This is a genomic window from Plantactinospora mayteni, from assembly GCF_016862935.1.
Taxonomy (GTDB): domain Bacteria; phylum Actinomycetota; class Actinomycetes; order Mycobacteriales; family Micromonosporaceae; genus Plantactinospora; species Plantactinospora mayteni.
In genome coordinates, this window is the sequence record NZ_BONX01000008.1 from 141,781 (window position 1) to 160,159 (window position 18,379).

Sequence of the window (18,379 nt, forward strand, 5' to 3'; positions counted from 1 at the left end):
GACCGGGATCACATCGACGTACCCTGTCTCCAGGTAAGGTCTGCCCAATCGTCAACCCCTTTCGAAGGGTGCCGCCAGATGTTCAGACTCTCCCCACAAGGGCCGCGGCGTCTCCGGATCGTCGGGCTCGCCGCCGCCTCCTTCCTGGTGGTGACCGTTGCCGTTGCTCCGGCAAGCAACGCCCAACCAGTGGCCGACACCGGCCAGACCACATCGGACGTTGCCGGCACGCCGGGCGTGGACGAGATCTCCAGCAGCCCGAACCTCCGCCAGATCGCGAACATCCCGAAGCAGGGGACGTTCGCCCCCGAGGGAGCGCTCAACTCCGACCTCGCCTTCCAGGGCCGGTACGCCTTCGCCGGCAACTACGAGGGCTTCGTCATCTACGACGTCAAGAACCCGGCCCGACCCTCCATCGTGTCCCAGGTGCAGTGCTCGGGCTCGCAGAACGACATATCGGTCTACGGCGATCTGCTGTTCCTCTCCACCGACTCCCCCCGCAGCGACGACTCGTGCGCCAGCACCGGCGTGTCGAGCAGCGCGACGGTGTGGGAGGGCATCAAGATCTTCGACATCAAGGACAAGCGCAACCCGCGCTACATCAAGTCGGTCCAGACCGCCTGCGGCTCGCACACCCACACCCTGGTGCCGAGCAAGGACAAGAAGTCGGTCTACATCTACGTGGCGTCGTACGGTCCGTCGGCCACCTACGTCGGCTGTGCGCCGCCGCACGACTCGATCTCCATCATCAAGGTGCCGCTGAAGAAGCCGACCCAGGCTGCTGTGGTGGCCGTGCCGAACCTCTTCGCCGACGACGAGGGTGGCAACCCCGGCGGCAACGGCAGCTCGACCACGAGCGGCTGCCACGACATCACCGTCTACCCGAGCAAGGACCTGGCCGCCGGCGCCTGCATGGGCGACGGCATCCTGCTCAACATCGCCAACCGCGAGGCGCCCCGGGTGATCAACCGGGTACGTGACACGGTCAACTTCTCGTTCTGGCACTCGGCGACGTTCAACAACTCCGGCACCAAGGTGGTCTTCACCGACGAACTCGGTGGCGGCTCCGGTGCGACCTGCGTCGAGACGGTGGCGCCCACCCGGGGCGCCAACGCCATCTACGACATCGCCGGTCGGGGCGACGGCCGCAGCCTGGTCTTCAAGAGCTACTACAAGATCCCACGGCTGAACACCACCATGGAGAACTGCGTCGCGCACAACGGTTCGCTGATCCCGGTGCTGGGTCGGGACATCATGGTCCAGGCGTGGTACCAGGGTGGCGTCTCGGTCTTCGACTTCACCGACTCGGCCCGCCCGGTCGAGATCGCCTTCTGGGAGCGCGGCCCGCTCTCGGCGGAGCGCCGGATCACCGGTGGTTCGTGGTCGGCGTACTGGTACAACGGCCACATCTACTCGAACGACATCCAGAAGGGCCTGGACGTGCTCGAGTTGCGGGACTGGCGGGTCTGGACGGCGCACCTGGTCAAGTTCCAGGAGCTGAACGTGCAGAGCCAGCCCAGCTTCCTGGGCAGCAACTGGTAGTCACCACCGTACGCGCAGCACCCGACGGCCCGGTCTCCCGCAGGGGGACCGGGCCGTTCCGCGTCCGGCCCGGGGCGGGATATCGACGTACGTTGCCTGTCCTGGTGATCTCGTGATGAAATGGGGGCGCGTGGCGGTCGCGAGTGGCCGGTCGTGCCGACCTGTTCGGGTCCGGGAGTGGTCAGGGCAAACGCTCCCGAGGTGACCCGGTCGGCAGCCGGGATCGTGGAAACGACAACTGGGCGAGGGCGGCTCGACAGGCCCGACCCGCGCCCGCGTTCCCGTCGGCACCCCGACTGTCGCGCCGAGCGATCGGTGCCGACCCGGAGCGTCGTACGGGTGCGACCGCACCGAGAGGTGACAACGATCGTGAGAATTCGACGCAGGGTGGTGGTCCTCATCGCCGCCGCGGTGCTGGGCACCGGCATCCCGTTCGTCCTCAGGCCCGACGCCGCCCTGGCGCACGGTGCCATGACATACCCGGCCACCCGGACCTACGCCTGCTACCTCGACGGGCGGGCCGGTGGTGGCGGCGACCTCAACCCGACCAACCCGGCCTGCGCCGCAGCGGTGGCCCAGGGCGGCAAGCAGCCACTGTGGGACTTCTTCGCCGTGCTGATCGGCAACGCCGGCGGGCGGCATCGGGAGATCATCCCGGACGGCCAGCTCTGCGGGGCCGGCACCACGAAGTACGCCGCCTACAACGCCGTCAGCCCCGACTGGCCGACCACGAACCTCCAGTCCGGCGCGAACATCACGTTCCGGTACAACGCGTGGGCGCCGCACCCGGGCACCTGGTACCAGTACGTGACCCGGGACGGCTGGGACCCGAACGCCCCGCTGAAGTGGTCGGACCTGGAGGCGACGCCGTTCGACCAGATCACCAACCCGCCAATGGGCAGCGGGCAGTCGGGTGCGGAGTACTCGTGGAACGCCCGGCTGCCCAACAAGAGCGGCCGGCACATCATCTACTCCATCTGGCAGCGCTCGGACTCGCCAGAGGCGTTCTACAACTGCTCGGACGTGAACTTCGGCGGCGGTGGCGGACCGACCAACCCGCCCACCAATCCGCCGACGAACCCGCCGACCAATCCGCCCACGAACCCGCCGACCGACCCGCCGGGCAGCGGTGCCTGCACCGCCACGGTCCGGGTGGACAGTTCCTGGACCGGCGGCTACCAGGCGACGGTGACGGTGCGGAACACCGGCAGTACGGCCGCCAACCCGTGGTCGGCGACCTGGACCATGCCCAGCGGCAGCACGATCAGCCAGGGCTGGAACGCCACCGTGTCGCAGAGCGGCAGCACCGTGACGGCGACCGCGCCGAGCTGGGGCACGTCGCTGGCGCCGGGGGCGTCCGCCTCGGTCGGCTTCATCAGCAGTGGATCGCCGAGCCCGGGCCCGAGCGGGTTCCGGCTCAACGGCGCCACCTGCGGTAGCTGACCGATTTCGGGTACCCCGGGCTCCCGGCCGATTCCCCGGCCGGGAGCCCGGTGCGTCGCCGGCCTGGTCGTGCCGGCCGCCGCGGCCCGTGATAGCTTGCCCGACCTGTGGAGGGGAGGGCCGGTGCGGGACGGCATCTACGTCGGCCAGGCGGGCATCGACGGTGCGGAGAACGGGGGCTGGCTGCTCGGCCACTTCATGCCGCCCGGTCTGGACGTACGGCACAGCGCCGAGGTGGAGGTCAAGTGGGGTGTGCACCCGGCCGGTGACACCCGGGCCGAGTGGGTGACCGGGGAACGGCGTACCGCCCTGCTGGTGCTGGTCTCCGGCCGGTTCCACGTCGAGTTGCGGGACCGCACCGTCGTGCTGACCAGGCCGGGTGACTACGTGGTCTGGGGCCCGGGGGTCGACCACTCCTGGCTGGCCCCGGAGCCGGCGGTGGTGCTCACCGTCCGCTGGCCGTCGGTCGCCGGCTACAAGGTCGCCGCGAACTGAGCCGCACCGCGCGTCGGATGTGTCCTGTTCGGAGGTGACCCGGCGCGCTCGGGTGCGGGTCCCCGTGCCCAGGGGGCCGACCGCCACGACGGGGGCACGTGGGCCGGTTCCTGGGCACGGGGACGTCCTCGGCGCGGGCAACCGCCGGGGCACCACCCGCAGGTCGGTCAGCCGAGCGTGCAGCTCAGCGCCGGGGCCGGATTGCTGCCGGTCCAACTGCCGATGAAGCCGAACGTGGCCGTACCGGCGGGAGCCAGCGTGCCGTTCCAGCCGACGTTCCGGGCGGTCACGGTGCTGCCGCTCTGCGAGACCGTGGCGTTCCATGCCTGGCTGACCTGCTGGCCGGACCCGAACGTCAGCTCCGCCGTCCAGGACCGGCTCGTCGCGGTGCCGTTGTTGCGTACCGTCACCTCACCCTGGAAGCCGCCCTGCCACTGCCCGATGCTCCGGTAGGTCGCCGCGCAGCCGCCGGCCGGCGGGGGAGTGGTGGCGGGCGGCGTGGTGGTGCTCGGCGGTGGGGTCGGCGTCCGGGTCGGCGGCGGGGTGGGCGTCACACCGTCCAGTGCCGCCGTCAGCGCCGGGTACCAGCGGTCGGACATCTTCTGGTCACCGGCGGCATTGGGGTGCACCCCGTCATAGGTGTCGCTGCCCGTGCTGAATCCGGTCCACTGGTCGACCACCACGATCGGCGACCCGGCGGTGGTCTTCGACGCTGCCCAGCCGGGAATGGCGGCGTTGAGTGCCACCACCCGTTGGCCACACTCGGCGCAACTGCTCGGCGCCATCGGGATGATCTTCGCGACCAGGATCTTTATCGCCGGGTTGCTGGCCCGCATCTGGTCCACCAGTTTCCCGTACGCCGCGAGGATCGTCGCGGGCGCCCGGTTGCTCCAGACGTCGTTGGTGCCGAAGTGCATCAGTACGACGTCCGGGCGGGTGGCGGCGAGCCAGGGCGGCAACTGGTTCTGGTCGGCCACGGTGGTCACCAGGGCGCCGCCGTGTCCTTCGTTCTCCCCGTCGTACGGCTGTCCGCAGCCCTGCGGGCCGAGCGTGCCGACGAAGTCGATGTTGGTGTAACCGGTGTTCTGCAAGCGGTTCCAGAGGATGGCGCGCCAACAGCCCGGGGAGCCGGTGATCGAGTCACCGAGCGGCATGATGCGGACGGGTGCCGGTGCCTCCGCCGGTAGCGCGGGTCTGGCGATGACGACCGTGCCGAGCGCGACGACGAGCGCGGCCAGCATGGTACTGAGCAGGGGCCTGCGGAGCATGGTTGTCTCCTGTCACGGTGTGAGGGGTGCAGCATGCCCGGCCCTGTGCTCCCGAGATATTCAAGCAGGTAACTGGATCGGAACTCAACCGGTCAAGTGGGCGTACCGCTGGCCGTCGCCGGGGCGGCGTTTCGCCGGTAGTGAACCGGTCTTTGCCGGACTGCCGGCGGGCGCGAGGATGAACCGATGAACCAGCGCGACGCGGCGGTACGCCGACTCGACCTTGGCTACTTCGTCCGGCCGTCGGCGGAGGCCGGCGAGCCGCATCCCCGGGTCGAGCCCGCCTACGGCTACCTGGTCCGGCGCCCGGAAGGGCTGCTGCTGTTCGACACCGGGATCGGCGAGGTCGACCCGGAGACCGAGGCACACTACCGCCCGGTCCGCCGACCGGTGCTGGCCGCGCTGGCGGCCGCCGGAATCGGCCTCGACGAGATCTCGCTGGTGGTCAACTGCCACCTGCACTTCGACCACTGTGGTGGCAACCCGGCGCTGGCCGGCCGGCCGATCGTGGTGCAGCGGGCCGAACTGGCGGTGGCCCGCCGGCCCGGCCACACCATCCCCGAACTGGTCGACTTCCCGGCCGCCCGCTACGAGGAACTGGACGGCGAGGCCGAGATCTGGCCGGGGGTCCGGGTGCTGCCCACCCCCGGGCACACCGTCGGGCACCAGTCGCTGGTGCTGCGCCAGCCGGACGGCACGGTGATCCTGGCCGGGCAGGCCCACGACTTCGCCTACCAGTTCGGCTCTGCCCGGCTCGCCCGGCGGGCGGCCCGGGACGGGGTGGCGGAACCGCTGCCGCCGACGCCGGAGTGGCTGCCCCGGGTGCTGGACCTCGACCCGGCCCGGGTGCTCTTCGCGCACGACGGCGCGGTCTGGGAGCCGTCTTCCGATGAGTGGCGCCAGGCTTGATTTCGCCGCTGACAGCGCAAACCGTTGCCTCCGCAGCGGGCCTGGCCCACGCTGGGCCGGAGCCGTACGGCACGGCGGGCGGTACGACGTCGGAGGTGTGGCCGGATGTCCGAGGATTCCCGGGTCGAGGCGCTACGTGCGGCCGAGCGGCGGCTCCAGGCTGCCCAGCTCGCCTCCGACGTGGCCGAACTGGACCGGTTGATCGATGAGCGGCTCGTCTTCACCGGGCCGGACGGCCGGCTCTACGGCAAGCAGGACGACCTGCGGGTGCACCGCACCGGGGAGCAGGCGCTGACCGAGGTCGAGGAGGCGGAGTTGACCGTCCTGGTCAGCGGGGACACCGGCGTCACCTGGTTTCTGGGCACCCTGGCGGGGACGCTCGCCGACACGCCGTTCACCGCCCGGGTCCGGTACACCCGGACCTGGATCCACGCCGACGAGTCTGGATGGCGGCTGCTGGCGGCGCACGTCAGCTCCGTGTGACTGGTGCCCGGCGGGTCACCGGCGGCCGTTGAGCGAGTCGAGGAAGCGCTCCTCGAACGCGCTCCGGTCCGCCTCGTACGCGGCCCGGACCCATGCGCCGCCCCGTTCGGTGACCGTACGCCCGGACTGCTCGCCGTCCTGCACGATCGAGATCGGCACCGTACGCCGCGCGGTGACGATGTCGTCGTGCACCAGCCAGACGGCGGCGAGCGCGTCCCACCAGTACATGATGCCGAGGTCGATCAGGGCGGCCAGGTCGGGCTGACTGGCGATCCGGTACGCGATCCGCGCCCCCGGCGCACTCTGGTCGGCGCCGAGTCGGGTGACGAACTCCGGGGTGATCGGCACGAACCGGGTGGCGTCGAGCGGCACCAGGCGTACCGTTCCGGGTCGGGCCCGGAGCAGCATCCGCTGGGCCGAGGGCGGATCCATCCACATGTTGAACTCCTGCGAGTTGTCGAACCCGGGCAGCGCCGAGCCGTACAGGTTGCCGGGCACGGCCAGCGCGCCGCCCATCACGTGGATCCGAGCCACCCGGTCGGGTACCCGCTCGGCGGCGAGCGCGTCGGCCAGGTTGGTCATCGGGCCGGTGGCCAGCACGACCACGTCCCGAGGTGCCGTCCGGGCCGCCCGTTCGATGAGCTGGGCGGCGGTCCACGGCGACGGCGGCACCGGATGCTCGGCATCGTCGAGCGCTCCGGTGAGTACCGTCTCGATCGTGGCGACCAGCTCCGGCGGCGCCGGATGCACGCCGGCCCCGGTCGCACCCTCGGCGATGGGCACCCGGGGCAGGCCGCACTGCTCCAGCACACTCCGCGCGTGGGTCAGCGCCCGGTGTGGTGCGCCGAAGCCGTTGTTGGCCACGGTGACCGCCCGCAGGTCGATCCGGCCGAGCTTGTGCTCCTCGCAGAGCAGCGCGAGGGTCGACGCGTCGTCGAAGTCCATGTCGCTGTCGTAGATGACCGGAACCGCTCCGCCGGCCGGCTGCCCGGACGCGGGTGCCGGGCCGAGCCACTGCCCGGCGAGGACGAGCCCGACCGTCAGCATCGCCGCCACGGTACGGCGCGGTGGCAGGTGCACCGGACCTCTTTCCCACTCCCCTTGCCGCCGAACGGACCGCGAGGCCGGACGCAGTGCGTGAACGCGGCGCGGTCCAGGTTGGAAATGGTTCACTGTCGATACCTCCCGTTCGGCCACCGCCTCCAAGATAGACAGCGATCACCGAAGAAGCGGCCCCGGCGACAACATCCGAGCCCCGCCATGATGGTGCGTGATGGTCCCGCTGACGCAGATCCATTCGATACCGGCACAGCCGCAGTCCGCGCCGTGCGAGACGATCGGCTGGCTCCCACACCCACGGCTGCGACGCTGGGTGTTCGGCTACGCCGGATTCCGGGCCGGGGCGCTCACTCGGATTCCGCACCGGCTCCTGCCGTTGAACCACGCCACGCTGCTGATCGACTTCACCGACCCGTACGCCCTGGTCACCGGGGCGCGCAGCACTCCGACGCTCGCCGGCCACACCGACTGGGCGTACGGGGTGAGTGTCGGGCTCACTCCGGCGGGGGTTTCGGCGCTGTTCGGCGTACCGATGCCGGAGCTGGCCGAGACGGCGGCCCGGCTGTCCGACGTGCGTGGCCGGGGCGTCGCCGGGTTGGCCGAGCGGCTCGGCGCGGCCCCGGACTGGCCGACCCGGTTCGCGCTGCTCGACACGGTGCTGACGAGCTGGGCCGCCGACACCGTCGCCGACCGGCAGTCGGACGGCGGGCTGGTCGCCGCCGCCTGGTGGCGGCTCTCGCACAGCCCCGAGCGACTCCGGATCGGCGCTCTCGCCGACCGGCTCGGAGTCAGCCGTCGTTATCTCGAACTCGGCTTCCGCCGCCAGATCGGCCTGTCACCGGCGACTGTCGCCCGGACCGCCCGGTTCCAACGCGCCGTCGGATCGCTTCTGCACGGCACCGACCTGGCCGGCACGGCGGCGGACACCGGATACGCCGATCAGCCGCACTTCACCCGCGAGGTGCGGGCGTTGTCCGGCCTCACCCCGACCGAGCTTTGCGCATTTCTTCAAGACCATCTGCCCCGGCCCGGCTAGCGTTCCGACGCATGGGACTGGACGGCAGGACGGCACTGGTGACCGGTGGCTCCCGGGGGATCGGCCGGGCGATCGTGGGACGGCTCGCCGAGGCCGGCGCGCGGGTGGTCTTCACCTACCGCGACGACCGGGAGGCGGCCGACGAACTCGTCCGCCGATTCGAGGGTACGGTCGCGGTCCGCGCCGACCAGGCGGACCTGGCCAGCCTCGGGCCGATGTTCGCACCGGTCCGCGACGGCCTCGACATCCTGGTCAACAACGCCGCGATCGGCCCGTCGACACCGATCGCCGAGATCACCGCCGAGGAGTTCGACCGGGTGATGACGGTCAACGCGAAGTTTCCGCTGCTGGCGATGCGCGAGGCGGCCACGGTGCTGCGGGACGGCGGCCGGATCGTCAACATCTCCAGCCTGAACACCGTGCTGCCGGCACCGGGGCTCGCCCTCTACTGCGCCAGCAAGGCGGCACTCGAACAGTTCACGGCGGTGGCGGCCCGGGAGCTCGGACCCCGGGGCATCACCGTCAACACCGTCTCGCCCGGCGCCACCGACACCGACCTGCTCCGGGCGTCGAACCCGGCCGAGGCGCTGACCGGGACCGCGACACTTACCGCGCTGGGCCGGCTCGGGCAACCGGAGGACATCGCCGCCGTCGTCGCGTACCTCGCCGGGCCGGACGCGCGGTGGATCACCGGGCAGAACATCCGGGCGACCGGCGGGCTGCTGGTCTGACCCCGGCTCTGCGGGCTGGAGGTGTGGATCAGACCCGGTCGAGGGGGCGGTGCGGCTCGGGCGGCAGCTCGACCGTGATCTCGTCGCCGGGGCGGATCTCGCCGCCCTCGCGTACGACACCCATGATTCCGGCGAGCCGGACCAGGTTGCCGCCCTCGTCGCGGTGCACGACCCGCTTGAGCAGCCCAGGCTGGAAGTCGTCGATCTGCGCGCACGGGTTGCGCAGCCCGGTCACCTCGACCACGGCCGCGTCACCGAGCCGGAGCAGCGTGCCGACCGGCAACCCGAGCAGGTCCACGCCCCGGGTGGTGACGTTCTCGCCCATCTCGCCCGGCGCCACCTCGTGACCGACCTCGCGCAGCTCGTCGTGCAGCTCGGAGTGGATCAGGTGTACCTGCCGGAGGTTGGGCTGGGTCGGATCCTGCGCCACCCGGGAGCGGTGCTTGACGGTGACGCCGAGATGCGCGTCGCCCTCCACGCCCAGCCCGGCGAGCAGCCGGATGCTGTGCTTCGTCGGCTTGCTGAAATGGTGCCCCTCGTCCCGGGACACCGCCGTCACCACCGCGCCCATCAGGTCCTCCCCGTCCGGTGTGAGCCGCACCCGCCGATCCGTCGGCCGCACTCTCGGCCGTTGTTTCGTCGGCCGCACGCCCGGCATGTCGATCCTAGTGCGGCGTCCGCTGACCGCCGTCCCGGTCGAGGTCACCAAGATTCTCGGCGGACTGTGGGTCGCAGCCGCCTGTGATGGGACTGAACAGTTCGCAGCCGGCCACAACTCGCCGAGGATCTTGACCCGCCACCGTGATCGCGGTGCTTTGCCGCTGTTCGCCCGTTTGATTGAAGTACGTCATTTCGAGGGTTACGATGACCGCGTAAGTGGTGGCTTACCCGGACCCCGCTTCGTCGTAGCCGACGTGTGCTGGGAATGGGTGGGAAACGTGAACGTCACCGGGATCGACCATCGCTCGACCGGCCCGCCGGCCCCACCCGGGCCGCCCCGGCGCCGCCCCGCCGGCACCCTGGCCGGAGCCATGGTGGGCGCCGTTCTCGCGCTGCTGCTCGGTTACCTTCCCGGGGCCCGGCTGGGACTGCCGGGCCGGCCGACCGCCCCCACCGGGCCGCAGCTCCGGTGGACCTTCAGCGCCGCCGTCGAGACCCACGCCGGCCCGGTCGTCGCGGGTGACACGGTCTATCTCGGCAGCGCCGACGGCATCCTGTACGCGCTCGACGCCGCGACCGGCACCGTCCGGTGGACGCATCCGATCCCCGAGCCGGACACCACCCTGACGGTCGCCGACGGCGTCCTCTATCTCGCCGGTTCCGAGCTGCTCTCCGCGCTCGACGTCGACACGCACCAACTCCGCTGGAGCTATCGGGTCGGCGGCAGCCTCCGGTCGACGCTGAGCGCGGCGGACGGGCTCGTCTACCTCGCCGACCAGCACGGCAGCCTCGGCCCGACTCTCTACGCGCTGGACCAGGCGACCGGCCAACTCCGCTGGACCCGCGACCTGGGTCACCTCGACGGCACCGGTCCGACGGTGGCGCACGGCCTCGTCTACGTCGGTGGCGACCACACGCTGTACGCACTCGACGCCCGTACCGGGGCGGTGCGGTGGAGCTATCCGGAGCTGCCGGGGCCGGTGGGTGCCGCCCCGGTGGTCTCGGAGCGGGCCGTGCACATCACGGCCGCTGACAGTTACCTCGGCGCCTTCGACCTGTGGGACGGCCGGAAACTGTGGAGCCACGAGGCCGATCTGGTGGCGAGCCCGGTCGTCCGGGACGACACCCTCTACGTACCGGTCGGCACCGGGTGCTGTTTCGACCGCTGGCGTACCAATGCCTACCGGGCGTCGACCGGTGAGCTGCTCTGGTCGGCGGCGTTCCACGCCTCGGAGCTGGTCAGTGCCGGTGCGATCCTCTACTCCCGCGCGGCCGACGACGGCACGGTGTACGCGTTCGACCCGGCGACCGGCGAGCCGGGCTGGCGCTTCCCGGCCGGGGACCGGAACTCGGGCGCACCCGCCGCCACCGGCGAGACGGTCTACGTGGCCGACGGCGAGCACACCCTCTTCGCGGTCCGGGCCCCACCGCCACCACCCTGGCGATGAGCGACCGGATCGCCGGTGCGTCAGCGGATGCTGCGGCGCAGGGTACGCAGGCGCCGGCCGCTGGCCCGGTTCGGTCCGCCGGCGGCATCGGCGAGCAGGTCGGCGAGGTCGTCGAAGCCGTCCCGGACCAGCCCGACGGTGAGCCGTACGTGGTCGGTGCCGAACGGGTCGATCTCGAACGGGGTACCGGGGGCGACCGCGATCCCGTGCGCGGCGAGCGAGAGCATCGCCTGCTGCTGGTCGAGTACCGGGATCCACATGTTGATCCCGTCCGGGGCCGGAGCGTCGACGCCGCGCTCCGCCAGCGCGGCGGTGAGCAGGTTGCGGCGGCGGGCGTACTCGCGGCGGGCGCCGGCCAGCACCCGTACCGTCGCCGGGTCGGTGAGCAGGTCGAGCAGCACTGCCTGGAGTACCCGGCTGGACCAACCGGGGCCGAGCAGGCGCCGGTCGGCGACCGAGGCGACCAGCGCGGCCGGCCCGCCGACGGCGGCGAGCCGCAGGTCCGGGCCGTGGCTCTTGGAGAAGCTGCGGATGTGCACCACCTGGTCGGGCAGCCACCCGCCGAGCGAGACCGGCGGGGCGGAGGCGATCTCGCCCGCGTGGTCGTCCTCGACCACCACGACGGTGCCGCCGAGCGGATGCCTGGTGAGCACGGCGGCCAGTTCGGCGGCGCGCTCCGGCGTCATCGAGACGCCGGTCGGGTTGTGCGCCCGGGGCTGGAGCAGCAGCGCCACCGGGGCCCGGTCCAGGCCGGCGGCGAGCGAGGCCGGATCGATGCCGGACCGGTCCAGCGAGACCGGCACCGGCACCGCGCCGACGGTGTCGAGCAGGTCGAGCAGCGGCGGGAAGGTGGGATTCTCCACGAGTACCCGGTCGCCGAGTCGGACGACCGTGCCGACCACCCGGTCCAGCGCGTCCAGTGCGCCGTCGACCACGGTGAGCTGCTGCGGCGGAAAGGGCCAGCGGTCCCGGAGTACCACTTCGAGCCGGGGCAGCACCGGTTCCTCCAGGTAGGAGGTGGTGAGCCGGGTGTCGCCGATCCGGCGCAGCGCGGGTGCCAGGTCCGGCAGCAGGTCATGATCGGGTACGCCGGTGGAGAAGTCGTGCGGCAGCGTCGCCGGGCTGGCGCTGAGCCGGGCGTACCGGAGGCTCTGCCGGAGCCGGTTGGGTGGCAGTACGAAGGTTCCGGAGCGGCCCCGGGTCTGGATCGCACCCGCGCTGGCCAGGGAGCGCCACGCCTCGCTGACCGTGGTCGGGCTGATCCCCAGCTCCCGGGCGACCGAGCGGACCGTCGGCAGCCGGGTACCGGCCGGCAGCTCACCGGTCCGGACCAGCCGGCTCACCGCCGCGGCGACGCCCCGGGCCGTACGGTCGTCGATCGCACTGGCGATGAGCTGCAGCATGTTACTTCTCCGAAAAAATCAGTAACAAATTGGCCATTGTCCGACCCGACTTGTGTCACTAAAGTCCTACGCCATCCGGTCGGAAAATCAAAGGTCACCACAAGGTCATCGCAGGCTCGGCAGCGGGCCCGCACACTCTCCACCGACGAGCACCACCACCAGCACGGTGCCGAGGAGGTTCGACCATGGCAGAGATCATCCGCGCGGCCCTGGTGCAGACGAACTGGACCGGCGACAAGGAATCGATGATCAAGGCGCACGAGGAGTACGCCCGGCAGGCCGCCACCCAGGGCGCCAAGGTCATCTGTTTCCAGGAGCTGTTCTACGGCCCGTACTTCTGCCAGGTGCAGGACCAGGGCTACTACGCGTACGCCGAGTCGATCCCCGGGCCGACCACGGAGCGGTTCGCCGCGCTCGCCGCCGAACTCGGCATCGTGATGGTGCTGCCGATGTACGAGCAGGAGCAGCCCGGCGTGCTCTACAACACCGCCGCCGTGGTCGACGCCGACGGCAGCTACCTCGGCAAATACCGGAAGACGCACATCCCGCAGGTGAAGGGCTTCTGGGAGAAGTTCTACTTCCGCCCCGGCAACCTCGGATATCCGGTCTTCGACACCGCCGTCGGCCGGATCGGCGTCTACATCTGCTACGACCGGCACTTCCCGGAGGGCTGGCGGGCGCTCGGCCTGGCCGGCGCCACCGTGGTCTTCAACCCGTCGGCGACCAGCCGGGGGCTGTCGGCCTATCTCTGGAAGCTGGAGCAGCCGGCCTCGGCGGTGGCGAACGAATACTTCGTCGGCGCGATCAACCGGGTCGGGGTGGAGGACCTCGGCGAGAACGACTTCTACGGCACGTCGTACTTCGTGGACCCGGAGGGGAAGTTCGTCGGGGAGGTCGGCGACGACCACGCCCCGGAGTTGATCGTCCGGGACCTCGACCTGGGACTGCTCGCCGAGGTACGCGACCGGTGGGCCTTCTACCGGGACCGCCGCCCGGACGCGTACGACGGACTGGTCCAGCCGTAGACGGGAGGCGCAGCTCATGACACTGCTGATCAGTGGTGGCACCGTCGTCGGGGCGACCGGCACGCACGCCGCCGACGTACTGGTCGACGGCGAGACCATCGTCGCGCTCTTCGCCCCGGGGCGGGCGCCGGACGGCGACCACCAGGTCGTCGACGCGACCGGGAAGTACGTCATCCCCGGCGGGATCGACGCGCACACCCACATGGAGTTGCCGTTCGGCGGCACCAACGCCTCGGACACCTTCGACACCGGCACCCGGGCGGCGGCGTACGGCGGCACCACCACGATCGTCGACTTCGCGGTGCAGCGGACCGGCGAGGTGGTGCAGGACGGGCTGGCCGCCTGGCACGCCAAGGCCGACGGCAACTGCCACGTCGACTACGCGTTCCACATGATCCTCGGCGGGGTGGACGAGGACGCGCTGAAGGCGATGGACATGCTCGTCGCCGACGAGGGGATCAGCAGCTTCAAGCTCTTCATGGCGTACCCGGGGGTCTTCTACTCCGACGACGGCCAGATCCTCCGGGCGATGCAGCGGGCCCGGGAGAACGGCGCCATGATCATGATGCACGCCGAGAACGGCATCGCGATCGACGTACTCGTGCAGCAGGCCCTGGCCCGGGGCGAGACCGACCCGATCCACCACGGCCTGACCCGGCCGGAGGCCCTCGAAGCCGAGGCGACGCACCGGGCGATCCGGCTCGCCGAGGTGGCCCGGGACTGCCCGCTCTACATCGTGCACCTGAGCGCCAGCCAGGCCCTCGCACAGGTCGCGGCGGCCCGGGACGCCGGCCGGAACGTCTTCGCCGAGACCTGCCCGCAATATCTCTACCTGACCCTGGAGGACCAGCTCGGCGCCCCCGGCTTCGAGGGCGCCAAGTGGGTCTGCTCGACCCCGCTGCGCAGCAAACACGAGTCGCACCACCGCGACCTGTGGCAGGGGCTGCGCAGCAACGACCTGGCAATGGTCTCCACCGACCACTGCCCGTTCTGCTTCAAGGACCAGAAGGAGCTGGGGCTCGGCGACTTCTCCAAGATCCCGAACGGGATCGGCGGGGTGGAACACCGGGTCGACCTGCTCTACCAGGGTGTGGTGGACGGCAAGCTGAGCCTGGAACGCTGGGTGGAGACGATCGCCACCACCCCGGCCCGGATGTTCGGGCTCTATCCGCGCAAGGGCGTGCTGGCGCCCGGCTCCGACGCCGACATCGTGGTCTACGACCCGGCCGGCCGGACCAGCATCGGGGTCGCCACCCACCACATGAACATGGACCACTCGGCGTACGAGGGTTACGAGATCGCGGGCCGGGTCGACACCGTGATCAGTCGAGGCAGCGTACTGGTCGCCGACGGGGCGTACCACGGGCGGCGCGGGCACGGGCGCTATCTGCCGCGTGGGCTGTCGACCTATCTGAACTGAGGTGGCGTGATGCGGAAGATTCCACACTGGATCGACGGGGCCGAGATTGCCGGCAGCGGGGACCGGCGGCTGCCGGTGTACGACCCGGCGACCGGCGAACGGCAGGCCGAGATCGTCGCCGCCACCGACGCCGAGGTACGCGCGGCGGTCCGCTCCGCCGCCGCCGCGCAACCCGGCTGGCGGGCGGCGTCACTGTCCCGGCGGGCCGAGGTGATGTTCCGGTTCCGCGACCTGGTGGACGCCAACCGGAAGGAGATCGCCACCCTGCTCTCCGGCGAGCACGGCAAGACGGTCGCGGACGCGGCCGGCGAGGTGGCCCGGGGCCTGGAGAACGTCGAGTTCGCGGCCGGCGCCCCGCACCTGCTCAAGGGCGGCTACAGCGAGCAGGCCGCGACCGGGGTGGACGTCTATTCGATCCGGCAGCCACTCGGCGTCGTCGCCGGGATCACCCCGTTCAACTTCCCGGCCATGGTGCCGATGTGGATGTTCTGCACCGCGCTGGCCGCCGGCAACACCTTCGTGCTCAAGCCGAGCGAGAAGGACCCGAGCGTCTCGCTGCTCCTGGCCGACCTGCTGCGCCGGGCCGGGCTGCCGGACGGGGCGTTCAACGTCGTCCAGGGCGACCGGTCGGCGGTCGAGGCGCTGATCGCCGACCCGGAGGTCGCCGCGCTCTCCTTCGTCGGCTCGACCCCGGTCGCCCGGTCGATCTACACAGCCGGCACCGCTGCCGGCAAGCGGGTGCAGGCGCTCGGCGGGGCCAAGAACCACATGGTGGTGTTGCCGGACGCCGACGTCGGGGCCGCGGCCGACGCCGCGGTCTCGGCCGGGTTCGGTTCGGCCGGGGAGCGCTGCATGGCCGTCTCGGTGGTGGTCGCGGTCGGTGCGGTCGCGGACCCGCTGGTCGAGGCGATCTCCGAGCGGATGGCGCGGATCCGGGTCGGCCCGGCCAGCGACCCGGACGCCGAGATGGGGCCGCTGATCACCGGCGAGCACCGGGACCGGGTGCGGGCGTACCTCGACCGGCCCGGCGGTCAGGTGGTGGTGGACGGGCGGGCGCTGCCGGCCGCCGACGGGCCCGGGTTCTTCCTCGGCCCGTCCCTGGTGGACCACGTCACGACCGACTCCGGCTACTACCTCGACGAGATCTTCGGACCGGTGCTGTCGGTGGTCCGGGTCGACACCTACGCCGAGGCCGTCGCGCTGGTCAATTCCAACGAGTACGGCAACGGCACCGCGATCTTCACCCGGGACGGCGGCGCGGCCCGGCGCTTCCAGTACGACGTGGTCTGCGGCATGGTCGGGATCAACGTGCCGATCCCGGTACCGGTCGCCTACTACAGCTTCGGCGGCTGGAAGTCGTCGCTCTTCGGTGACCTGCACATGTACGGCCCCGAAGGGCTGGCCTTCTACACCAGGACCAAGGTGGTCACCTCGCGCTGGCCCGACCCGGCCTCGAGCGAGGTCGACCTCGGCTTCCCGAAGGTGCGGTGAGCGGCTCATGGACATCGGGGTGGTCTTCCAGTGCGACCCGCCGGCCAGCGAGGTGGTGGCGCTGGCGAAACGGGCCGAGGCGGCCGGCTTCAGTCACGTCTGGACCTTCGACTCGCACCTGCTCTGGCAGGAACCGTTCGTGATCTACTCGCAGATCCTCGCCGAGACCGAACGGGTGATGGTCGGGCCGATGGTGACCAACCCCGGCACCCGGGACTGGACCGTCACCGCCTCGCTCTTCGCCACCCTCAACGAGATGTACGGCAACCGTACGGTCTGCGGGATCGGCCGGGGTGACTCGGCGCTGCGTACCCTCGGCTATCCGCCGACCACCATCGGGGAGCTGCGGGACTGCGTGACGGTGATCCGGGAGTTGGCGCACGGCCGGAGCGCCGACTACCGGGGGCGGGAGGTGAGCTTCCCGTGGGTGAGCGGCGGGGCGCTGGAGATGTGGATCGCCGCGTACGGGCCCCGGGCGCTCGCGCTGGCCGGCGAGATCGGCGACGGCTACATCCTGCAACTCGCCGACCCGGACATCGCGGCCTGGATGATCGGCACGGTGCGGCGGGCCGCCGAACGGGCCGGCCGGGACCCGGCGGCGATCAGGTTCTGCGTGGCCGCCCCCGCCTACGTCGGTGACGACCTGGCGCACCAGCGCGATCAGTGCCGCTGGTTCGGCGGGATGGTCGGCAACCACGTCGCCGACATCGTCGCCCGGTACGGTGCCGACGGCTCCGGCGCGGTGCCGAGAGCGCTGACCGACTACATCGCCGGGCGGCGCGGCTACGACTACGCCGAGCACGGCCGGGCCGGCAACACGCACACCGACTTCGTACCGGACGAGATCGTCGACCGGTTCTGCCTGCTCGGGCCGGTCTCGGCACACCTGGAGAAGCTCGCCGCGCTGCGGGAACTCGGCGTCGACCAGTTCGCCGTCTATCTCCAGCACGACGACAAGGAACACACCCTGGCCGCGTACGGCGAGTCGGTCATCCCGGCGCTGGGCGGTACGGCACCCGGGACCCCACCGCCCCGGGGCGGTGTCGACGTACCGGCGACGGCGGGCTGAGCGCGGCATGCCCACGTCGGGTCGCGGCGGTTGGCGGGGCCGGGGGCGGGTGGCCGCCGGCACGCTCGGCGCGACGCTGCTCGGCGTACTGCTCTGGGAGGGTTACAAGGCGGTCGGCGACCCGGACGGCACGATGCTGTTCGGGGTGCGGCTGCTGCCCCGGGCCGACGACGCGGCGATGCCACACGTCGCCGAGATCCTCGGCCGGTTCGCCGATCCCGAACTGGCCGGCGGCGAACCGGTCGGCATGGTGGTACTGCGGGCCGCCGCGTTCACCCTGCGCGGCGTGGCGGTCGGCTTCGCCGTGGCGGTGCTGGTCGGTGCGCTGCTGGCGGTGCTGATGCAGCGGTTCCGGGTCGCCGAGCGGGGACTGCTGCCGTACGTGGTCCTGTCCCAGACCGTACCGCTGATCGCCCTCGCCCCGGTGATCGCCGGCTGGGGCGGGCAGTTCAGCATCGGCTCCCGCCCGTGGCAGCCGTGGATGTCGGTGGCGGTCATCGCGACATACCTGGCGTTCTTTCCGATCGCGGTGGGGCTGCTGCGCGGACTCCAGTCCCCGGCCCCGATCGCCGAGGAGCTGATGCGCAGCTACGCGGCCGGCTGGTGGCGCACGCTGGTGAAACTGCGGCTGCCGGCGGCCCGACCGTACCTCTTCCCGGCGCTCCGGCTGGCCGGCGCGGCGGCGGTGGTCGGTGCGGTGGTGGGGGAGATCTCCACCGGTACCCGGGGCGGCATCGGCCGGCTGGTCGTCGAGTACGCCCGGGAGGCGACCACCGACCCGGCCAAGGTCTACACCGCGCTGCTCGGTGCGGCGCTGCTCGGGCTGGTGGTGGCCGGCGCGGTCGGCCTGGCGGAACTGCTGCTGTCCCCCCGACGAAGGGCCTCGACGCGGTGACG

At 71.5% G+C, this 18,379-nt stretch carries 17 protein-coding genes; 13 read left to right on the forward strand and 4 right to left on the reverse strand.

Going from position 1 to position 18,379, the window contains the following annotated elements:
- Positions 1-78: 78 nt before the first annotated feature.
- The 3 genes from Pma05_RS08025 to Pma05_RS08035 all read left to right on the forward strand — a co-directional run bounded on the left by Pma05_RS08025 (position 79) and on the right by Pma05_RS08035 (position 3,480).
- On the forward strand, positions 79-1,542 hold the full coding sequence (locus tag Pma05_RS08025) for an LVIVD repeat-containing protein (RefSeq protein ID WP_239311901.1): 1,464 nt from the start codon (positions 79-81) through the stop codon (positions 1,540-1,542).
- 369 nt (positions 1,543-1,911) lie between these two features.
- Positions 1,912-2,985: a lytic polysaccharide monooxygenase gene (locus Pma05_RS08030; RefSeq protein WP_239311903.1), complete on the forward strand. Its 1,074-nt coding sequence runs from the start codon at positions 1,912-1,914 to the stop codon at positions 2,983-2,985.
- Between the two features lie 123 nt (positions 2,986-3,108).
- Positions 3,109-3,480: a cupin domain-containing protein gene (locus tag Pma05_RS08035; RefSeq protein ID WP_203856669.1), complete on the forward strand. Its 372-nt coding sequence runs from the start codon at positions 3,109-3,111 to the stop codon at positions 3,478-3,480.
- A gap of 167 nt (positions 3,481-3,647) precedes the next feature.
- Here Pma05_RS08035 and Pma05_RS08040 read toward each other — a convergent pair whose 3' ends face one another.
- Complete coding sequence (locus Pma05_RS08040) at positions 3,648-4,748, reverse strand: cellulose binding domain-containing protein (protein WP_203856670.1); 1,101 nt, start codon at positions 4,746-4,748, stop codon at positions 3,648-3,650.
- Between the two features lie 186 nt (positions 4,749-4,934).
- Here Pma05_RS08040 and Pma05_RS08045 point away from each other — a divergent pair, with 186 nt between their 5' ends.
- Both Pma05_RS08045 and Pma05_RS08050 read left to right on the forward strand, forming a co-directional pair.
- On the forward strand, positions 4,935-5,657 hold the full coding sequence (locus tag Pma05_RS08045) for an N-acyl homoserine lactonase family protein (protein ID WP_203856671.1): 723 nt from the start codon (positions 4,935-4,937) through the stop codon (positions 5,655-5,657).
- A 105-nt stretch (positions 5,658-5,762) separates the two neighbouring features.
- The gene (locus Pma05_RS08050) at positions 5,763-6,140 is read left to right on the forward strand and encodes a nuclear transport factor 2 family protein (protein WP_203856672.1); all 378 of its coding nucleotides are present in this window, start codon (positions 5,763-5,765) and stop codon (positions 6,138-6,140) included.
- A 15-nt stretch (positions 6,141-6,155) separates the two neighbouring features.
- On the opposite strand, the gene Pma05_RS08055 is transcribed toward Pma05_RS08050, so the two are convergent.
- On the reverse strand, positions 6,156-7,220 hold the full coding sequence (locus Pma05_RS08055) for a nucleoside hydrolase (RefSeq protein ID WP_203856673.1): 1,065 nt from the start codon (positions 7,218-7,220) through the stop codon (positions 6,156-6,158).
- A gap of 193 nt (positions 7,221-7,413) precedes the next feature.
- Here Pma05_RS08055 and Pma05_RS08060 point away from each other — a divergent pair, with 193 nt between their 5' ends.
- Together Pma05_RS08060 and Pma05_RS08065 are read left to right on the forward strand one after the other, a co-directional pair.
- The gene (locus Pma05_RS08060; RefSeq protein WP_203856674.1) at positions 7,414-8,235 is read left to right on the forward strand and encodes an AraC family transcriptional regulator; all 822 of its coding nucleotides are present in this window, start codon (positions 7,414-7,416) and stop codon (positions 8,233-8,235) included.
- 11 nt (positions 8,236-8,246) lie between these two features.
- Positions 8,247-8,966: an SDR family oxidoreductase gene (locus tag Pma05_RS08065; RefSeq protein WP_203856675.1), complete on the forward strand. Its 720-nt coding sequence runs from the start codon at positions 8,247-8,249 to the stop codon at positions 8,964-8,966.
- Between the two features lie 28 nt (positions 8,967-8,994).
- Here Pma05_RS08065 and Pma05_RS08070 read toward each other — a convergent pair whose 3' ends face one another.
- Complete coding sequence (locus tag Pma05_RS08070; RefSeq protein ID WP_239311905.1) at positions 8,995-9,567, reverse strand: MOSC domain-containing protein; 573 nt, start codon at positions 9,565-9,567, stop codon at positions 8,995-8,997.
- A gap of 337 nt (positions 9,568-9,904) precedes the next feature.
- On the opposite strand from Pma05_RS08070, the gene Pma05_RS08075 reads away from it, so the two are divergent.
- Positions 9,905-11,074, forward strand: coding sequence for an outer membrane protein assembly factor BamB family protein (locus Pma05_RS08075; RefSeq protein WP_203856676.1), 1,170 nt, complete (start codon positions 9,905-9,907; stop codon positions 11,072-11,074).
- Between the two features lie 20 nt (positions 11,075-11,094).
- Here Pma05_RS08075 and Pma05_RS08080 read toward each other — a convergent pair whose 3' ends face one another.
- Complete coding sequence (locus Pma05_RS08080) at positions 11,095-12,477, reverse strand: aminotransferase-like domain-containing protein (RefSeq protein ID WP_203856677.1); 1,383 nt, start codon at positions 12,475-12,477, stop codon at positions 11,095-11,097.
- A gap of 185 nt (positions 12,478-12,662) precedes the next feature.
- Between Pma05_RS08080 and Pma05_RS08085 the strand changes: the two genes are divergently transcribed.
- The 5 genes from Pma05_RS08085 to Pma05_RS08105 are packed head-to-tail and all read left to right on the forward strand — an operon-like array spanning position 12,663 to position 18,377.
- Entirely contained in the window at positions 12,663-13,502 is an 840-nt protein-coding gene (locus Pma05_RS08085; protein ID WP_203856678.1) for a nitrilase-related carbon-nitrogen hydrolase, read from the forward strand.
- Positions 13,503-13,518: 16 nt separating this feature from the next.
- On the forward strand, positions 13,519-14,922 hold the full coding sequence (gene hydA, locus Pma05_RS08090) for a dihydropyrimidinase (protein ID WP_203856679.1): 1,404 nt from the start codon (positions 13,519-13,521) through the stop codon (positions 14,920-14,922).
- Between the two features lie 9 nt (positions 14,923-14,931).
- A complete protein-coding gene (locus Pma05_RS08095; protein WP_203856680.1) occupies positions 14,932-16,413 on the forward strand; it encodes a CoA-acylating methylmalonate-semialdehyde dehydrogenase in 1,482 nt (493 codons plus the stop codon).
- 7 nt (positions 16,414-16,420) lie between these two features.
- Positions 16,421-17,482, forward strand: coding sequence for a TIGR03842 family LLM class F420-dependent oxidoreductase (locus tag Pma05_RS08100; RefSeq protein WP_203856681.1), 1,062 nt, complete (start codon positions 16,421-16,423; stop codon positions 17,480-17,482).
- Positions 17,483-17,489: 7 nt separating this feature from the next.
- The gene (locus Pma05_RS08105) at positions 17,490-18,377 is read left to right on the forward strand and encodes an ABC transporter permease (protein ID WP_203856682.1); all 888 of its coding nucleotides are present in this window, start codon (positions 17,490-17,492) and stop codon (positions 18,375-18,377) included.
- Positions 18,378-18,379: the final 2 nt, after the last annotated feature.

Bases quoted from the DNA above. Each gene is read 5' to 3' on its own strand.
- Pma05_RS08025 (WP_239311901.1), top strand. From the start codon at position 79: ATGTTCAGACTCTCCCCACAAGGGCCGCGGCGTCTCCGGATCGTCGGG.
- Pma05_RS08040 (WP_203856670.1), bottom strand. From the start codon at position 4,748: ATGCTCCGCAGGCCCCTGCTCAGTACCATGCTGGCCGCGCTCGTCGTC.
- Pma05_RS08045 (WP_203856671.1), top strand. From the start codon at position 4,935: ATGAACCAGCGCGACGCGGCGGTACGCCGACTCGACCTTGGCTACTTC.
- Pma05_RS08050 (WP_203856672.1), top strand. From the start codon at position 5,763: ATGTCCGAGGATTCCCGGGTCGAGGCGCTACGTGCGGCCGAGCGGCGG.
- Pma05_RS08060 (WP_203856674.1), top strand. From the start codon at position 7,414: ATGGTCCCGCTGACGCAGATCCATTCGATACCGGCACAGCCGCAGTCC.
- Pma05_RS08065 (WP_203856675.1), top strand. From the start codon at position 8,247: ATGGGACTGGACGGCAGGACGGCACTGGTGACCGGTGGCTCCCGGGGG.
- Pma05_RS08080 (WP_203856677.1), bottom strand. From the start codon at position 12,477: ATGCTGCAGCTCATCGCCAGTGCGATCGACGACCGTACGGCCCGGGGC.
- Pma05_RS08085 (WP_203856678.1), top strand. From the start codon at position 12,663: ATGGCAGAGATCATCCGCGCGGCCCTGGTGCAGACGAACTGGACCGGC.
- hydA (WP_203856679.1), top strand. From the start codon at position 13,519: ATGACACTGCTGATCAGTGGTGGCACCGTCGTCGGGGCGACCGGCACG.
- Pma05_RS08095 (WP_203856680.1), top strand. From the start codon at position 14,932: ATGCGGAAGATTCCACACTGGATCGACGGGGCCGAGATTGCCGGCAGC.
- Pma05_RS08100 (WP_203856681.1), top strand. From the start codon at position 16,421: ATGGACATCGGGGTGGTCTTCCAGTGCGACCCGCCGGCCAGCGAGGTG.
- Pma05_RS08105 (WP_203856682.1), top strand. From the start codon at position 17,490: ATGCCCACGTCGGGTCGCGGCGGTTGGCGGGGCCGGGGGCGGGTGGCC.